Raw genomic sequence first — 14,242 nt, 5'->3', positions numbered from 1 at the left:
GCAGACCCCTCCCTTTGGCGCGGGTTACTCGTAAGTCAAGGTAAACGGCAGGGTGCCGTTTGCAGGACCTGCTTTGACCGGTTCACCGTTCGCCACATAACCTGCACGCATGTTCAGCTTGGCGGTGTACGTGGTGACATCACCGTCTTTGAGTGGCACCAAGTCTCCCTTGATGGTCTCGTTCGCGCCGAGGTTCACCAGCTTGCTGCTGCCGTCGTAAAGACCGATAGCCACACCCTCTGCGCCCCCTGTGACTTTCAGCAGCGAGCCGTTCTTGCTGTCGATGCCGGAGCCGCTGCTCGGGTCGAACTGCAGCTTGACGGACTTCAGGCCCTCTGCGGTGCCGCCGCAATCCAGATTCAGGTTGATGCTCTGACCGCCGACGATGCTGCCTCCTGCAGTGCCAGAGAGCGAGTCGGTGCTGACTTTGCCGAGGTTGACATCGATGTTCTGGTTGCCCTTGCTACCACCAACGTTGGTGCCGGAACCAGCGTCGATTTTGCAGGAGGCGGCGATAATGTCACCGGTGAAGTTGATGGTGCCATCTGCTGCGAGAGCGGAAGTGCTGACCGCGCCAGCGATAGCCATGGAGACGATGCTTTTGAGAAGTTTGGACATTTCATGTACCTGCTAAAGTTGGAGGTGCAATCTTGTATCTTCACTTTGGTCGTTACAATAAGACCATTCTTAAAGTATTGAATGCTCTATGGGTTTGAATGGCGGCTGATACTTTTTTGCCTGATATGATTTCAATAAGAAGATTCTTAAAATTTGATCGGGTGGCATGAAGTTGTCGGAATACCTGTCGGCAGCTAAACGGGACGATCGCCGCCAAAATCTTCGATCTTTGTATATAAGCAACTGTTTTGCAGGGGCTAATCCTCAGGGGTAGCAGGTTGGAGTCGAAGGATTAAGCGTGCAGGGCGAACTATCAATGCAACTAGATAGAGCGTGAGTGGCGTCGTGAATACTATCGGGTCAGCTATCTATATGCCGCAGTAAGAAGTGATGCGGAGGCCGGCGTATGTATTCGGTACGCCCGGGGAGAGCAACTTTTTGATGTGGGGGGTTAAGTCCGGTGGCTCTTCTATTTTAGAATTAAGATTAATCTTAAAGTTGCGCGGAAAGTTGGAAATAGAGTGCAGGAAGTCTCTAGGCACTTCGATCTTTAACAGCCTGCCTGTTTGCCTGAGTTCGTGTTGACCAGGGCGCAAAAAAATGCCCCGATCGCTCGGGGCACTCTTGTCTTGGTCTACAGGCTCAGATTCAGTGCAGCTTGAGGCGTGGCTCGGTGCCGCGGCCGATCCGGCTGCCGAGCATCAGCATGGCGGTACGGAACGGGCCGTAGAGCGCCATCTGGTGCATGCGGTACAGCGACACATAGAACATCCGCGCGAGCCAGCCTTCGAGCATCACGCTGCCGGTCAGGTTGCCCATCAGGTTGCCCACGGCGGAAAAACGCGACAGCGAGATCAGCGAGCCGTAGTCGGTGTATTTGTATTCCGGCAGGGCCTTGCCTTCGATACGCAGTTTCAGCGACTTGGTTAGCAGTGATGCTTGCTGGTGAGCCGCCTGGGCCCGCGGTGGAACGTTGCGATCGGTGCCCGGTTGCGCGCAGGCGGCGCAGTCGCCAAAGGCGAAGATGTTCTCGTCGCGGGTGGTCTGCAGGGTCGGCAAGACCTGCAGCTGGTTGATGCGGTTGGTTTCCAGGCCGTCGATGTCCTTGAGGAAGCCCGGTGCGCGAATCCCGGCGGCCCAGACTTTCAGGCTGGCGGCAATCACCTGGCCATCGGCGGTGATCAGGCTGTCGGCGGTGACTTCGCTGACCGCGGCATTGGTCATGACCTTGACCCCGAGTTTTTCCAGGGTCTTGTGCACCGGGCCGCCGATCCGCTCCGGCAGGGCCGGCAGTACCCGTGGGCCGGCCTCGATCAGGGTGATGTGCATGTTTTCCGGCTTGATCCGGTCCAGGCCGTAGGCCGCCAGTTCATGGGCGGCGTTGTGCAGCTCGGCGGCCAGTTCGACGCCTGTGGCACCGGCACCGACTATGGCCACGCTGATCTGCTCCACGACATCGGTCTGCCCGGCATGGGCGCGCAGGTAGTGGTTGAGCAGTTGCTGGTGGAAACGTTCGGCCTGTTTGCGCGTGTCGAGGAACAGGCAGTGCTGGGCGGCGCCCTGGGTGCCGAAGTCGTTGGTGGTACTGCCCACGGCAATCACCAGGCTGTCGTAGCCCAGCTCACGAGCGGGCAGCAGCTCCACGCCGTTTTCGTCGTAGGTGGCGGCCAGCTGGATCTTCTTCTGCTGGCGATCGAGCCCGCTCATGCGGCCCAGCTGGAACTCGAAATGGTTCCATTTGGCTTGGGCGACATAGTTGAGTTCGTCTTCGGAAGAGTTCAGCGAGCCGGCGGCCACTTCATGCAGCAAGGGTTTCCAGATGTGGGTCAGGTTCGCGTCGACCAGCATCACACTGGCGGTACCGCGCTTGCCCAGAGTCTTACCCAGACGGGTAGCCAACTCCAGACCGCCGGCGCCGCCGCCAACGATGACAATACGATGAGTCATGGGGATATCTCGCAAGGCTAAAAGAAATCGGTACGGTTACCCGAGCGAGCGCGATGCAGCTCATAGCGTCAGGTAACTGATAAATCGGCTCAGCAGGCCCAGGCCAATGGTGATGGTCACGACTATCACGAGGAGCATCCACGGCCGGAAGGGCCGGCGCTCGACTCGGTGCTGGGCCAGTTGCAGGTATTCTTCGACATGGCGTTGGTCGTCGGGGTTCAGGCGGCTGGTCATAAAGAGCCTCGTCAGCTAGACGTTGCGAAAAGTATGAAGGTTACAGCGCAGTGCCATCTTGTCGGGCTATGCGGCATGGAACGGAGCATAGCTGCTCGCGGATGCCGGCCTTGTCATCCCGTGAGTGATTGCGCTTTGTAACACTCGCGCGGTGTTTGCGCCATGCCACGAATGGCCTGAAGAGGTCCGGGAAATTCTGCTCCAGGCGGCCTACAGGCTGATACCGACATCGAAGAGGATGCTGCGCCCCAGGTTGCCGCGCAGGAAGTCCGGCGCGTCGGGGTGGGCGAACAGCACGCGGGCGAAGGTCGGCCCGACCAGCGACAACGAGCGCCAGCCCTGGCGCAGGTATTCGGTCGGCGGCGGGAAGTGGCTGTTGAGGTCCAGCACTTCGCGCTTGAGGCTGGCGAAGGCGATGATGTCCAGCTCCCCCAGGTCCATGCCGCGTTCCTTGTAGTTGTGGGCTTTCTTGCGCAGGGTCGGGGCCAGCCTGAGCAACAGTTCGTTGGCCGGAATGCGCTTGGGCTTGGCCTCGCGGCGCACCAGCTGGCTGAGGGAGAAGGCACTGCGGCGCCGTTGCAACTCGTCGCGCCATTCGTCGTTGAGGCGGCGGCCTTCGTCCAGCACGAAGAACACCTCGAAACAGGCCTCGCGAAACAGTACGTCCGGCGGCTCCTGCCCGGCGGGCGTGAACTCGTCGGCACGGTAGGGGATGTTCAAGCCTTGCAGCAGGCGTTGGCAGACCCAACGCTCACGCTCCCATTTGCGCGCATTGGACAGGAACGCGTTGGCTTGTTCGGCCTGAATGGTGAGCAGGCGCAAGTAATCTGAGTCATCCATAGTCCAAGCTTAGCGTCCAAACGCTGATCCAAGAAATACACTCTGCCGGGTCGGCGGGGGCTGACTGCACTTATAACGGATAAGTGTGACATCAGGTCAACCCTCTGCCGCTCGTTCAGGCCCGCCAGGGTTTCAGCCAGAGCCCCAAGGCGATCAGCAAGAGCAGCCCGGCCACTGTGCTGAGCCCCAGTTGCAGCCAGACATTCAATAGCGGATGCAACAGCAGCGCCGCGGCACTCAGCAGAACGGCGCTGACTGCCCAGCGCACCGGCCAGTTGATGAGGGTGAGCAATTGCTGGCGCTGCATCAGCAACAGGTTGGTCAGGAGCACACCGCCGAGGGCCGCCAGAGGAATCGCGGTCAGCCCCAGAACCAGCGGCAGGCCCGCCAGCAGCAAGGCGTTGAGCAGGCTGCCGAGCAGCTCGCAATGCAGTGGCGTGCTGGTATCACCGGCGGCATAGGCGTAACGGGCGAGCATGGCGTTCCAGGCGCCGAACACCAGGGACACGGCGAACCAGCCCAGCAGTGCCGGCAGCGGGCCGTCGGCGCTCTGGGCGGGCAGCAGCCAGTGGATCAGCGCCGGGCTGGCGCCCACCAGGCCGAGCGCGGCTGGCAGGCTCAGCAGGGTCGCGGCGTCGAGTCCCCGATGCAGCAGCCCCAGGCGCTGATCGCCGGACTTGCCGCTCATCAAGCCAAGCAGGACCTGGTTCAGGCTCATCAAGGCAATCAGCGGCAGGTTGATCAGCTTGCGCGCCAGGTTGACCCAGGTCACCACGCCTTCGCCCAGGTAGCTGGCGACCAGCCGTTCCACCAGCGCCAGGCCCTGGCTGGCCAGGTTGCTGGTCAACAACGGGCCGAGGCGGCCGAGCAGTTCCCGGCCGGCACCGGCATCCCCGCGGACTTGCCAGGGGCGCCAGCCGGCCTGCCAGACCGCCGGCACCAGCGACAGGCACATCAGCAGGCTGCCGAGAAAAAATGCCAGCGAAAGGCCGGAGCCAAGGCTCGCCTGGCCGTAGAAAAACAGGTAAAGCACCGGTGGCAGGTTGAACAGCAGCGAGCCTAGCCCCGGCAGGACAAAACGCTGCCGGGCGTGCAGCGGGATGCTGAACAGCGCGTGCATGAGCAGGCCGGGGATGCAGGCGGCCAGGCTGCGCAGGTTGGCGGCGGCTTCGGCCTGGGCTTCGCTGTCGAGCCCGGGGCCGATCAGGCGGATCCACAACGGCGCGCTCAAGGCCAGCAGGGCATACAGCCCCAGACCCAGGCCCAGCAGGCGTGGGCACAGGCCGGCCAGCCAGGCGTGCTGGCGCTGGGCGTCGCGCTCCTGATAGAGCGGCAGGGCCGCGGCCGCGAGAATGCCGGCGGCCAGGGTCATGCGCAGGGCTTCGGGAATGAACACCGCGACCAGGAACGCATCGCTGCGGCTGCCCGCGCCCCAGGCCGCCACCAGCAGCCATTCGCGGGCAAAACCGGCGAGCAGCCCGGCGAGGGTCGCCAGGGTCAGTAGCAGGGTGCTGCCGAGCATCAATAGAACAGGGTGAACAGGCCTTTGCCACCCACCTTGTAGTTCAGGTCGTGAGGGCGCTCGCCCATGGGTTTGGCACCGCTGCCGCCGATGATCTTGTAGGGGGGAACGGCCTTGGCCACGAGGGTGTTGGCGGTCACTACGGCCCCGCGACCGATATGCGAGCCATGGGCGAGCAGCGCCCGGGTGGCGATCCAGGCGTAGTCATCGATGTAGATGGGCGCGGACACCGACCAGAACTCGGGGCTCATCGGGTCATGGCCGCCGGCGAGAATCAGCACGTGAGAGGCGATCGTCACATGATCGCCGATGATCAGCCCGGCCCGGGCGTCGATCTGACAATGCCAGGCGATCACGCTGTCATCGCCGATCACCAGGTTCTCCACCCCCAGTACCTCGGTGTTGCGCCAGATGGTCGAGCCCTTGCCGATTTTCGCGCCGCCCAGGCGCAGCCAGGCGATGCGCACGTGATGGCTGGGGATCTTGTTGATCAGGATGTTGTAGGCCTGTTCCCAGGCCCGCAACCAGCGGTCCTTGAGGGTGGCCAGGTTCTTGCCGTAGCGCGGCACCAGGGTGGTGGGGATGTCCTGCTTCAAGCGGCGATACAGGCTTCGGGCCAGGGGATGTTCGATGATCTGTTCGATGTCCACCGAGGAGATGCTGTAGCGCGCCTGCTCGCCGTCGCCCTCGACGAACAGCACGTCGTTGTTCAGCCCCCAGCTGTAGGCCTCGAGCAGTTCATCGTGGCTGACACCCAGCTCCGAGGCCAGGGCAGGCAGGCGTTCCGGCAGATCCGCAGAATGGAAAATACGATGTTTCATGCTTGGCGATCCTTGGGGTTGATGAGGGGGAGGGTGATGGCCGGGCGTAACCGGACCTGTTGCAGGCTCATGCCCATCAACAGCCAGAACAGACCGATCAACACGAAAGTGAAGCTGAAGTAGTGGTCGAACAGACCCGTCAGCAACGCCGCCAGCAGGCCGGAAATGCAGCCCAGCCAGAGCGCGTTGTCGGCAGTCACCTGACGGATCGGCGCCAGCGGGCGCACCTCGCGCCACCACAACAGGGTGACGGCGATGAACAGCAGCATCCCCGGAATGCCAATCTTGTAGATGAAGTTCAGCCACAGGTTGGAGATGCCCGGCAGGTCGGTGCCCGGTACCGGCGGATCGACCTTGAAGCCGATGCCCAGCGGGTAGCGCATCATCGCCTCGGGGAATTTCGCGTACTCGTCGAAACGCACTTCGGTACTGGCGTTGGTCGCCGAGAACATGGTCATCAGGCGTTCCTGCAGCGGCGGATAGAACATCACCAGGGCCACTGCGAAAGCCGCCCCGAGGCCAATGATCCGGCCGCTGTAGGGCACGCGTTTGTAGGTCAGCCAGATCAGCACCAGGGCCAGGGCCAGGATCGCCCCGCGGGAAATACTCAGCAGCAGCCCCGCGCAACCGAGGATCGCCACCGCCAGCCCCAGGGCCCGGCGCGCGCCGGTGCGGGTCCAGCCATAGAGCAGCGCCAGGGGAATGAACAGCACCAGCACGCCGCCCGTGAGGTTGGGGTGAACCCAGGGTGATGCCATGCGCTGGTAGTTGGCGGAGAAGATGTCCTTCACCGCTTCCGGGTGGGCGTACTTGAGGTCGGTGAGGATCGGGATCATCGACATGGCATTGCGCGACTTGATGAACATGCCGATCGACAACAGCAGCATCAGCAGAGTGCCCAGCAGCAGGGCGATCACCAGTTTGTCGCGGTCGGCATCGGTACGCAGCAGCAGCGGCACCATGAACAGCAGCGACAGGTTCATCAGCCAGCGCACCCAGTTCACCGGGCCGTTGCCATCGGCATGAATGATCAGCATGCCCCAGACAAAGGGAATGGCGCTGAACAGCATCAGCCAGACCATGGCCCGCTCGGTGGGGCGCCAGAGCATGAGGTTGCGGGTCTTGCCGATGAACGATTGCCAGAACAGCCCGACCCACGTCAGGCCGAGCACCGCTTCACTGACCGTGGTGCGAATCCCCAGCTGCAGTGTGGTGTAGGGAATGCAGGTGGCCAGCACGGCGAAGATCAGCAGGCCCCACAGCGGCTTGCGGATCAGCGTCAGGGTCACGGCCAGGCCGATCACCACGAAGATGACTTTTGCCGGTGGCAGGGCCCACAACAGGATCCCGAAGATCAACCCCAGGGTCAGGCCAATGAATTTTCCTGGCAGCATCAGTGAAAGAGCCCTGTGAGCAAGGTATCGAGGCGCTGGCGGTGGGCCGGCTCGGCAAATTGCCGGGCCCAGTCGCGCAGGGTATCCGGATCGGGTCTGGCGCTGTCCTGCGCCTGTTCGATCAGCGCGTTGCGCAGGCTGGCGCGATCGCGGGCATTGAAGCGCCGCGCGCCGGGTGGCGTGACCTCGTCGAGCGCCGACCCCCTGGCCACCGCGACCGGCGTGCCCTGCCACAGCGCTTCGACCACCGGCAGGCCGAAGCCTTCGGCGTAGGAGGGCTGCCACAGGCAGTCGGCATGCCGGTACAGGGCCTGCAACTGCTCGTCGCTGACGCCGTTGACCCAATGCAGGCCGGGCAACTGGCTCAGGTTCGCGGGCAGGTCGCTGGCATGGCCGACCAGGACTAGCTCCGGTACTTGCGGGTTTTCCTGGCGGCAGCGCTGCCACTGCTCGATGAAGAACGGCATGTTCTTGCGCGGCTCCCGTGTCCCGACGGCCAGCCAGTAACGCTCGGGCAGGCCCGTCGGCAGTGGGCCGATGACGCCCTGGAACTCCGGCACCAGGTTGTTCAGCACGCGGAATTTCGGCCGCGCCCAGGGAAACAGTCGGGCCGCTTCGCTGCAGGAAAACCGCGAAGGGCACCAGACCTCATCGGCGACCCAGATCGACCAGGCGATCGACACGGCGTCGATCAGCCGATAGGCCACGGCCTTGAGCTGCGAACGGTGGAAGTTGCGCTGGGTCAACTGGAACAGGTCATGCAGGATCAGCACATAACGGGTGCCTGCCGGTTTGTGGCCGATGGGCAGGCCCATGTTGGCGGTGGCGATATACAGGTCGACCGACTGCTCGCGAATGGTCGCCGGCAAGAATTTGCGTTCGAAGCGCAGGCGCACGCCGGGGCGTTGCACGCCATCGAGGGGGCTCGGCCAGGCCGGACAGAAGGCGGTCTGGCGTTGCTCATGCTCCAGTGGCGCTTCGCTCACCAGCAGCAATTCGGTGTCTTCACGGGCACGCAGGGCCTGTTCCAGTGCCTTGACCTGACGGGCGATGCCCGAGGAGGGAGCGACCGTGGCCGGACGATAATCGAGGGCTACACGCATGCGGGATGCTCCTGTGTGGAGGGCAGAGTCCGGTAGATCTGTTCCAGTTCGTCGCCGGCCACGGTCCAGTCGTGATGCTGGCGGGCATACAGTCGGGCGCCGCCGGCCAGTTGGGCGGCGAGGGTTGGCTCGCGCAACAGGCGAATCACGGCATCGGCCAGGGCCTGGGCATTATCGCCTGCCAGGTAATGTTCCTCGGGGCGGATGGCCAGGCCCGAGGCGCCTTGCGCGGTGCTGACCAGCGGCAGGCCGGCGGCCATGGCTTCGAGCACCTTGAGCTTGGAGCCGCCACCCTGGCGTAACGGCGCGATGAACAGCGCGCAACGTCGTTGCAGATCGGGCAGGTCCGGCACGAAGCCGACCCACTCGATGCGGCTGTCGGTCCAGCGTTCGGGCCAGTGGGCCGGCAAGGCATACCCGGCCACCGCCAGGCGCGCCTCGGGGCAGTGGCTCCAGACCCGCGGGAAAATCTCGTCGAGCATCCACAGCACGGCGTCCAGGTTCGGCGCGTATTCGTAGTTGCCGACGAACAGCACCCGCTGGCTCTGCGGGTCGGCCGAGACCTCGGCAAAGCTGCGGCTGTCGACGCCGTTGACCACCACCTCGACCGGGGTACGGGTCAGCTGGCGCATGGCTCGGGCGTCGCTTTCGGTCACCGCGACCACCTGGCGGGCCGTGTCGAACGCCTTGCGTTCCCACTGCCGGCAGCGCCATTGGTCGTAGCGCACGAAGAGGCTGGCCCAGGCCGGGAAGCGGTCATAGGTCGCGCCGCCCAGGCTGGATTCGAGGTTGTGCTCGGTGAGCACGAAATCCCGGCCGGCCCGCCGCAGCGGTTGCAGATAGGGTTGCAGGCTGTAGCTGTGCTCGACCTGGATCACATCCCAGGGCTCTTGCAGCAGGCTGTCGAAGCGTTCGCGCAAAGGGCGCGACACACCGTTGACCGTGGTCAGCAGCGGCCACGGCGCGAACAGCCCGGCCAGCAGCGTGACCGGGTGCTTCAGCGGGCGCCGGGGCACCACGATCAGGCGTTCCAGCCAGGGCTCGAGGGCGGCGCGGGTGGCGGCATCGGCCTCGGTCTTCGACTGCACCAGCAAGGTGATGCGGTGACCCCGCTCGCTCAAGGTCCGCAGCAAGTGAAACTGGCGAGTCTTGCCACCGCTGGTCATGGGCCAGGGCAGGTAGGGGAGAATCCAGAGAATCTTCACGTACGGCACTCCAGGTCGAGATCGATTACCACACGAGAATCTGCAGGGACGATTTCACGGCCGGCTGGATGCCATCCGCGGCCTCGAGACTGGCCCGGGTTCCGCTGAGCGGATCGTAGAGCTCGGCCTGGTGCACCTGGGGCAAGCGGATAGTGCCGCCCTTGGCGCTCCAGAACATCAGCAGGCGCTTACCGTCGTCGCGGGTCCAGGACACGCTGTAGAAGGTGTCGGGCAGGTTCTCGAGCTCCGGCGTCTTGCCGGGTTTGAGGCGCGCGCCGGTAATCTCGAGAAAACGCGCGAGCGCCTTGTACACCGGCTTGGGTTCGCCGTTGAGATCGAGCAGGCCGTAATGCTGGTCGCGAGCCGAGGCGCGCGAGTCGAGATCGGAAAGGGCGAAGAGAAAGATCCGCTCGTAGTCCTGGTCGCTCATCAACGCCAGGCGACGCAGGGTGTAGTCGGCCTGGCCGTCGACGCCGATCAGCCGCTGCATCTCCTTGGGCCCGGCGTAGCTCGACCAGCCCCACTCGGTGGCCCAGATCCTCTTCAGGCCGGCGCCGTGCAGCATGTCGTTGAGCTGCTTGCCGCGCAGCAGCACTTCGTTTTTGCCCGGCTCATCGCTTTCCGGGGTTTCCGAATACGGGTGGTAGGCGGCGACCATGCCCAGGCTCTGCACGCCCAGTTCGCCGAGTTTCTCGAACATCAGCGCGTTGCGCTGGGTCGGCATCTGGCTGTAGTAGGCCATGCCGCCCATGACCTGGATCTTGTCCGGCGCCACCTGGTTCAGGGCCTGATGGGTCGCCAGCAGCAGCTCGCCGTAGCCCTTGGCATCGGGTTTCGGCCGCCAGTTGTTGGGTATGTTCTGCTCGTTCCACACCTGCCAGGCGTCGATGTCCGGGTAACGCTGGGCCAGCATGGCCATGCGCGTGGCGAAGACTTTCGGATCGCGCGGCGGGTACTGATCCTGGAACGGCCCGCCCTTGGGGGCGGTGGTCACGAAGGGCGCCGAGCCTACGAGGTAGAACAGCGACTTGAGTTTCGAGTCGCTCAGGGTCCGGTCCAGTTCGTCGAGGGTGCTGAGTTGATAACCCTCTTCGGTGGGTTCGAGCCGATCCCAATGCAGGTCGACCCGCACCCATTGCAGGCCGAGCTGCTTATAGGCGGCGATCTGTTTGCGGTATTGCTGCGGGGTGAACCACAGGAAATGCGCATTGACCCCCAGGTAGTCCTTCCACACCAGGGTGCGATCGGGGGCCAGGTTGATCGGTGTGGCATCGACCTGTTCGCTGAGCAGCAGGGCGCCGCCTACTGCCAGTGCGGCGACCAGTGGCAGATAGCGCAATAGAGGGCGACGTTTAAGGCCTGCTCGGGTCTTCATTTCGATCGCTCCTTGCACACTTCGTTGAACAATTCGGCGAAGCGCCGCGCGGTCGCGCTCCACTCGCGTTGTTGCCCGGCCTCGCTGGCCCGCGCGGCCCACTGGCGGGCCAGTTCGGGCTCCAGCACCAGACGGCTCAGGTGCTGGCTCAGCGCTTCGACATCGCCTTGCTGATAAGTCACGCCATTGCCGCCGGCAACCTCCTCGGCAAAGGCCCGGGCATTGGAGGTGACGACCCCGCGACCGCAGGCATTGGCCCAGGACAGAGCGCCGCTGGTGCCGCGCATCTGGCCGAGCCAGGCGAGCTTTTTCGATTCCCGGTACGGCAGCACCATCACATGGTGGGCCTGGATGGTGCGGGCGATCTCGGCGGACGGCAGGTCCAGTTGCCAGTCCACCACATCGTCCAACTGCAATTCGCGAATGCGCTGGCGCAGGCCGTCGAGGTAGCTGCCGGCCGGGTCGAAGGTCATTTCCGGGGCGGTGCCGCCGGCCAGGGTCAGGCGGACCTGGCCACGGCACTGCGGGTTGGCCGCCAGGGTGCGGGCCAGGGCTTCGATCAGGTCTTCGATGCCCTTGCCGCGGTAGATGAAGCCGAAGTACAGCAGGCGCAACGGCACCAGCGGCGGCAGCTCGGCCGCGGGGATCGGCAGGTTGCCGTGGGCGATCACCGCCACCTGTTGCGGTCGCAGGCCCATGCGCTGGCGCAGGCAGTCGCCGCCCAGCCGGGTCAGGGTAATCAGCCGGCGCATGCCGCGGGCCAGGCGCCGTTCTTCGCGCAGGGTCAGCGGGTCGGCGAGCAGCGCCGCCGCTTGCGGCAGCGGGTGCGGCAGGCGTTCGAGCAGGGTCAGTGGCCAGAACAGCCGGGCGCGCCGCCAGATCAGGCGCTCCGGGTCATGCACGGTGGCCGTGCGGGGGATCCGCGGTTGTTCGGTGCTCAGGTAGTCGAGCGCCTGGAATTCGCCGAAGCGGCCACCGCCGAGTTCGGCGTGCACCAGGTCGACGCCCGTCCAGTCGAAGGCGCGCAGGCGCGTCAGTTGCTCCGCTGGATCGTGACAGCCGGCCAGCGGCGTCAGCACTTCGATGCCAAGGCCGCGCAGCGCATTGCTGAAATGCGCGGCGTAGTCGGCGATACCGGTCTGTTCCGGCGGCAGCGGGGCCAGCAAGGCGATACGCATCAGGCCGCACCGCGCCAGCTGTTGATCCGCTCCAGCACCCTGGACGGTACTTCGAAGCGGCGACGGTTGAGGATCAGTCCGTCGACCTTGCCGAAGGCGGTGGTCAGCAACGACATTGCATTCTCGATCATCGGCACGGTGCTGGTCCGGGCCTCGATCACCAGGGCGATCAGGTCGGCGCGGCGCAGGATCAGGAAGGCCTCCTGGTTCGACAGCAGGGCCGAGGCATCCAGCAGCAGCACTTCACCGGGCTGGGCCGGTGCGCTGTCGTTGACCCGCACGCGCTGGCCGCGTTCTTCCAGCAGGCGGCGCAGGCGTTCGAGGATGAAACTCACGCCTTCGCCATGGCGCGCCGAGGTCAGGCCCAGGGTCAAGCCCTGGCTCTCGATGCGCTCCATGGGCAGCAGGCTGTAGAGCCGGTAGATGCTCGCGGTCATGGCGGCGGGCGTGGCGTCCTCAAGGTCCGGCACGCTGCCCCACAGCGGCACCTGGAACAGCTCCGGCAGGCGCGAGCCGTCGTGGATGCGCTGGTCCAGCAGGTAGCAGACATAGATGGTCAGCAGACCCACGGCGATGCCCGCGGGAATGGCGAACAGCAGGATCAGCAGGCTCTTGGGGAAGACCCGCGCCGGGTTGAAGGTGGCGTGCTCGATGATCGCGATGTTGCTGATCTGGCTGCTGTCGAGCTCGTGGTCGATACGCGCCTGTTCCAGGTTTTCCGAGTACAGCGCGTAGCTCTTTTCCGCGGTGCGCAACTGCTGGGTCAGGCGGTTGAGTTCGGGCTCGTCGGTCAGTACCCGGTCGCGCTCGGTACGCAGGGCGGCCAGGGTCTTGTCGTAGTTCTCGATCTGCCCGGTCAGCCGGCGCTGTTGCAACTGGGCATCGATGACCTGCTGCTTGACGTTGGTCACCAGGCTATTGGGCGCGATGTTCTTCGAGCGTTCCAGGCGGCTCTCTTCCTGTTCGCTGAGGGCCTGCAGGTCGTGGATGTTCTGTTCGATCTGCTTGACCGCCGGCGCCTCGGGCAAATAGGTGCGCAGCAAGCGCGCGCGTTCCACCTGCAGGGTGTTGAGCTGGCGCTTGAGGTCGAGCTGGGTCGGGTTGAGGCTGGTCTCGCGACTGGTCACTACTTCGACGGGCTGATCGAGGATCTGCTGGCGGGCGTTGATCAGGAAGCTGCTGATCCCGGACAACTGGTTCTGCGCATTGACCCGGGCGTCGGTCAGGCGGTCGATCTGGCTGGTGAGGTTTTCCAGGCGGGCATCGACGCTGATCGAATCGATCTGCTTCAGGCGGCCCTGCAATTGCTCCTTGAGGCTGAGGATCTGCGCGGCCACCTTGTTGCCTTCGCCCTCATAGAAGGCATAGAGGCTCTTGCGACCGAGCACCCGGGCGCGCTCCTCGAGGAAGGTGTCGACCCAGATCTTCACTACCTGCTGGGCGATTTCCGGGTCGTCCCAGGTAAAGCTGATATCGATCACCGACGAACCCGCTTCGTGGCTGGCCTGGAAGTTCTTTTCCAGGCGGGTCGCCAGGCGGTCCAGCGGGCTCTGCGGCTCAGACAGGCCGACCAGTTGCAGCAGGCTGCGCAGCGCATCGATGGCCGTGCCCATGGCCTTTTTGGCGTAGAACTTGAGGGTCTTCCAGAAACCCTGGGGTTCGGCGGCCGCGCTCAGTTCCAGATAGCGCTGGGCGACGATGTGCACGATCGGCCGGCCGGTGAGCATCTTCTCCTCATCGACGATCGGGTCGTGCTGGGTGCTGGGCGAGATCAGCGTCTGGCGATTGCCGGCTTCGATCGGTACCGTGGTGCTGTCGCGCCCGGGCTTGACCAGCAGGCGCGCGTCCGACTCGTAGCGCGTCGGCAGCAGGAAGGCGCCCAGCACCGCGACCACGATAGTGGTGATGACCGCCAGCTTGAACTCGCGACGGAAGATGAAGAACAGGCGCAACAGGTCGCGTAGAGAGCGTATTTCGATCACGGGATCACTCCGTTGAAAGTACT

At 64.3% G+C, this 14,242-nt stretch carries 12 protein-coding genes; all 12 read right to left on the bottom strand.

The window, feature by feature from the left end:
* Nucleotides 1-24 precede the first annotated feature (24 nt).
* Nucleotides 25-618, bottom strand: coding sequence for a fimbrial protein (locus PMI20_RS29020; RefSeq protein ID WP_007924713.1), 594 nt, complete (start codon nucleotides 616-618; stop codon nucleotides 25-27).
* A 648-nt stretch (nucleotides 619-1,266) separates the two neighbouring features.
* Nucleotides 1,267-2,565, bottom strand: coding sequence for an NAD(P)/FAD-dependent oxidoreductase (locus PMI20_RS29015; protein ID WP_007924712.1), 1,299 nt, complete (start codon nucleotides 2,563-2,565; stop codon nucleotides 1,267-1,269).
* A gap of 60 nt (nucleotides 2,566-2,625) precedes the next feature.
* A complete protein-coding gene (locus PMI20_RS29010) occupies nucleotides 2,626-2,799 on the bottom strand; it encodes a DUF3094 family protein (RefSeq protein WP_007924710.1) in 174 nt (57 codons plus the stop codon).
* A 210-nt stretch (nucleotides 2,800-3,009) separates the two neighbouring features.
* Entirely contained in the window at nucleotides 3,010-3,639 is a 630-nt protein-coding gene (locus PMI20_RS29005) for a DUF1780 domain-containing protein (protein WP_007924708.1), read from the bottom strand.
* 115 nt (nucleotides 3,640-3,754) lie between these two features.
* Nucleotides 3,755-5,161 carry a lipid II flippase MurJ gene (locus PMI20_RS29000; RefSeq protein ID WP_007924706.1) on the bottom strand — a complete coding sequence of 469 codons (1,407 nt, stop codon included), beginning with the start codon at nucleotides 5,159-5,161 and terminating at the stop codon, nucleotides 3,755-3,757.
* Nucleotides 5,161-5,982 carry an acyltransferase gene (locus PMI20_RS28995; protein WP_007924704.1) on the bottom strand — a complete coding sequence of 274 codons (822 nt, stop codon included), beginning with the start codon at nucleotides 5,980-5,982 and terminating at the stop codon, nucleotides 5,161-5,163. The genes PMI20_RS29000 and PMI20_RS28995 overlap by 1 nt, the downstream gene beginning before the upstream one ends.
* On the bottom strand, nucleotides 5,979-7,376 hold the full coding sequence (locus PMI20_RS28990) for an O-antigen ligase family protein (protein WP_007924702.1): 1,398 nt from the start codon (nucleotides 7,374-7,376) through the stop codon (nucleotides 5,979-5,981). The genes PMI20_RS28995 and PMI20_RS28990 overlap by 4 nt, the downstream gene beginning before the upstream one ends.
* Nucleotides 7,376-8,479 carry a glycosyltransferase family 4 protein gene (locus PMI20_RS28985; protein ID WP_007924700.1) on the bottom strand — a complete coding sequence of 368 codons (1,104 nt, stop codon included), beginning with the start codon at nucleotides 8,477-8,479 and terminating at the stop codon, nucleotides 7,376-7,378. Before PMI20_RS28985 ends, PMI20_RS28990 begins: the two co-directional genes overlap by 1 nt.
* Nucleotides 8,470-9,684 carry a glycosyltransferase family 4 protein gene (locus tag PMI20_RS28980; RefSeq protein ID WP_007924698.1) on the bottom strand — a complete coding sequence of 405 codons (1,215 nt, stop codon included), beginning with the start codon at nucleotides 9,682-9,684 and terminating at the stop codon, nucleotides 8,470-8,472. Before PMI20_RS28980 ends, PMI20_RS28985 begins: the two co-directional genes overlap by 10 nt.
* Before the next feature lie 25 nt (nucleotides 9,685-9,709).
* Nucleotides 9,710-11,059 (bottom strand): glycoside hydrolase 5 family protein, encoded by a 1,350-nt coding sequence (locus tag PMI20_RS28975; RefSeq protein ID WP_007924696.1) that lies wholly within the window; start codon nucleotides 11,057-11,059, stop codon nucleotides 9,710-9,712.
* Nucleotides 11,056-12,237 carry a glycosyltransferase gene (locus PMI20_RS28970; protein WP_007924695.1) on the bottom strand — a complete coding sequence of 394 codons (1,182 nt, stop codon included), beginning with the start codon at nucleotides 12,235-12,237 and terminating at the stop codon, nucleotides 11,056-11,058. Before PMI20_RS28970 ends, PMI20_RS28975 begins: the two co-directional genes overlap by 4 nt.
* On the bottom strand, nucleotides 12,237-14,219 hold the full coding sequence (locus PMI20_RS28965) for a GumC family protein (protein WP_007924694.1): 1,983 nt from the start codon (nucleotides 14,217-14,219) through the stop codon (nucleotides 12,237-12,239). Before PMI20_RS28965 ends, PMI20_RS28970 begins: the two co-directional genes overlap by 1 nt.
* Between the last annotated feature and the right edge of the window lie 23 nt (nucleotides 14,220-14,242).

Origin of the sequence: Pseudomonas sp. GM17 (assembly GCF_000282175.2) — a bacterium.
Classification (GTDB): Bacteria; Pseudomonadota; Gammaproteobacteria; order Pseudomonadales; family Pseudomonadaceae; genus Aquipseudomonas; species Aquipseudomonas chlororaphis.
The sequence above is the reverse complement of the archived record's forward strand: the minus strand, read 5'-3'. Positions and strand labels throughout refer to the sequence as shown.

Bases quoted from the DNA above. Each gene is read 5' to 3' on its own strand.
- PMI20_RS29020 (WP_007924713.1), bottom strand. From the start codon at position 618: ATGTCCAAACTTCTCAAAAGCATCGTCTCCATGGCTATCGCTGGCGCG.
- PMI20_RS29015 (WP_007924712.1), bottom strand. From the start codon at position 2,565: ATGACTCATCGTATTGTCATCGTTGGCGGCGGCGCCGGCGGTCTGGAG.
- PMI20_RS29010 (WP_007924710.1), bottom strand. From the start codon at position 2,799: ATGACCAGCCGCCTGAACCCCGACGACCAACGCCATGTCGAAGAATAC.
- PMI20_RS29005 (WP_007924708.1), bottom strand. From the start codon at position 3,639: ATGGATGACTCAGATTACTTGCGCCTGCTCACCATTCAGGCCGAACAA.
- PMI20_RS29000 (WP_007924706.1), bottom strand. From the start codon at position 5,161: ATGCTCGGCAGCACCCTGCTACTGACCCTGGCGACCCTCGCCGGGCTG.
- PMI20_RS28995 (WP_007924704.1), bottom strand. From the start codon at position 5,982: ATGAAACATCGTATTTTCCATTCTGCGGATCTGCCGGAACGCCTGCCT.
- PMI20_RS28990 (WP_007924702.1), bottom strand. From the start codon at position 7,376: ATGCTGCCAGGAAAATTCATTGGCCTGACCCTGGGGTTGATCTTCGGG.
- PMI20_RS28985 (WP_007924700.1), bottom strand. From the start codon at position 8,479: ATGCGTGTAGCCCTCGATTATCGTCCGGCCACGGTCGCTCCCTCCTCG.
- PMI20_RS28975 (WP_007924696.1), bottom strand. From the start codon at position 11,059: ATGAAGACCCGAGCAGGCCTTAAACGTCGCCCTCTATTGCGCTATCTG.
- PMI20_RS28970 (WP_007924695.1), bottom strand. From the start codon at position 12,237: ATGCGTATCGCCTTGCTGGCCCCGCTGCCGCCGGAACAGACCGGTATC.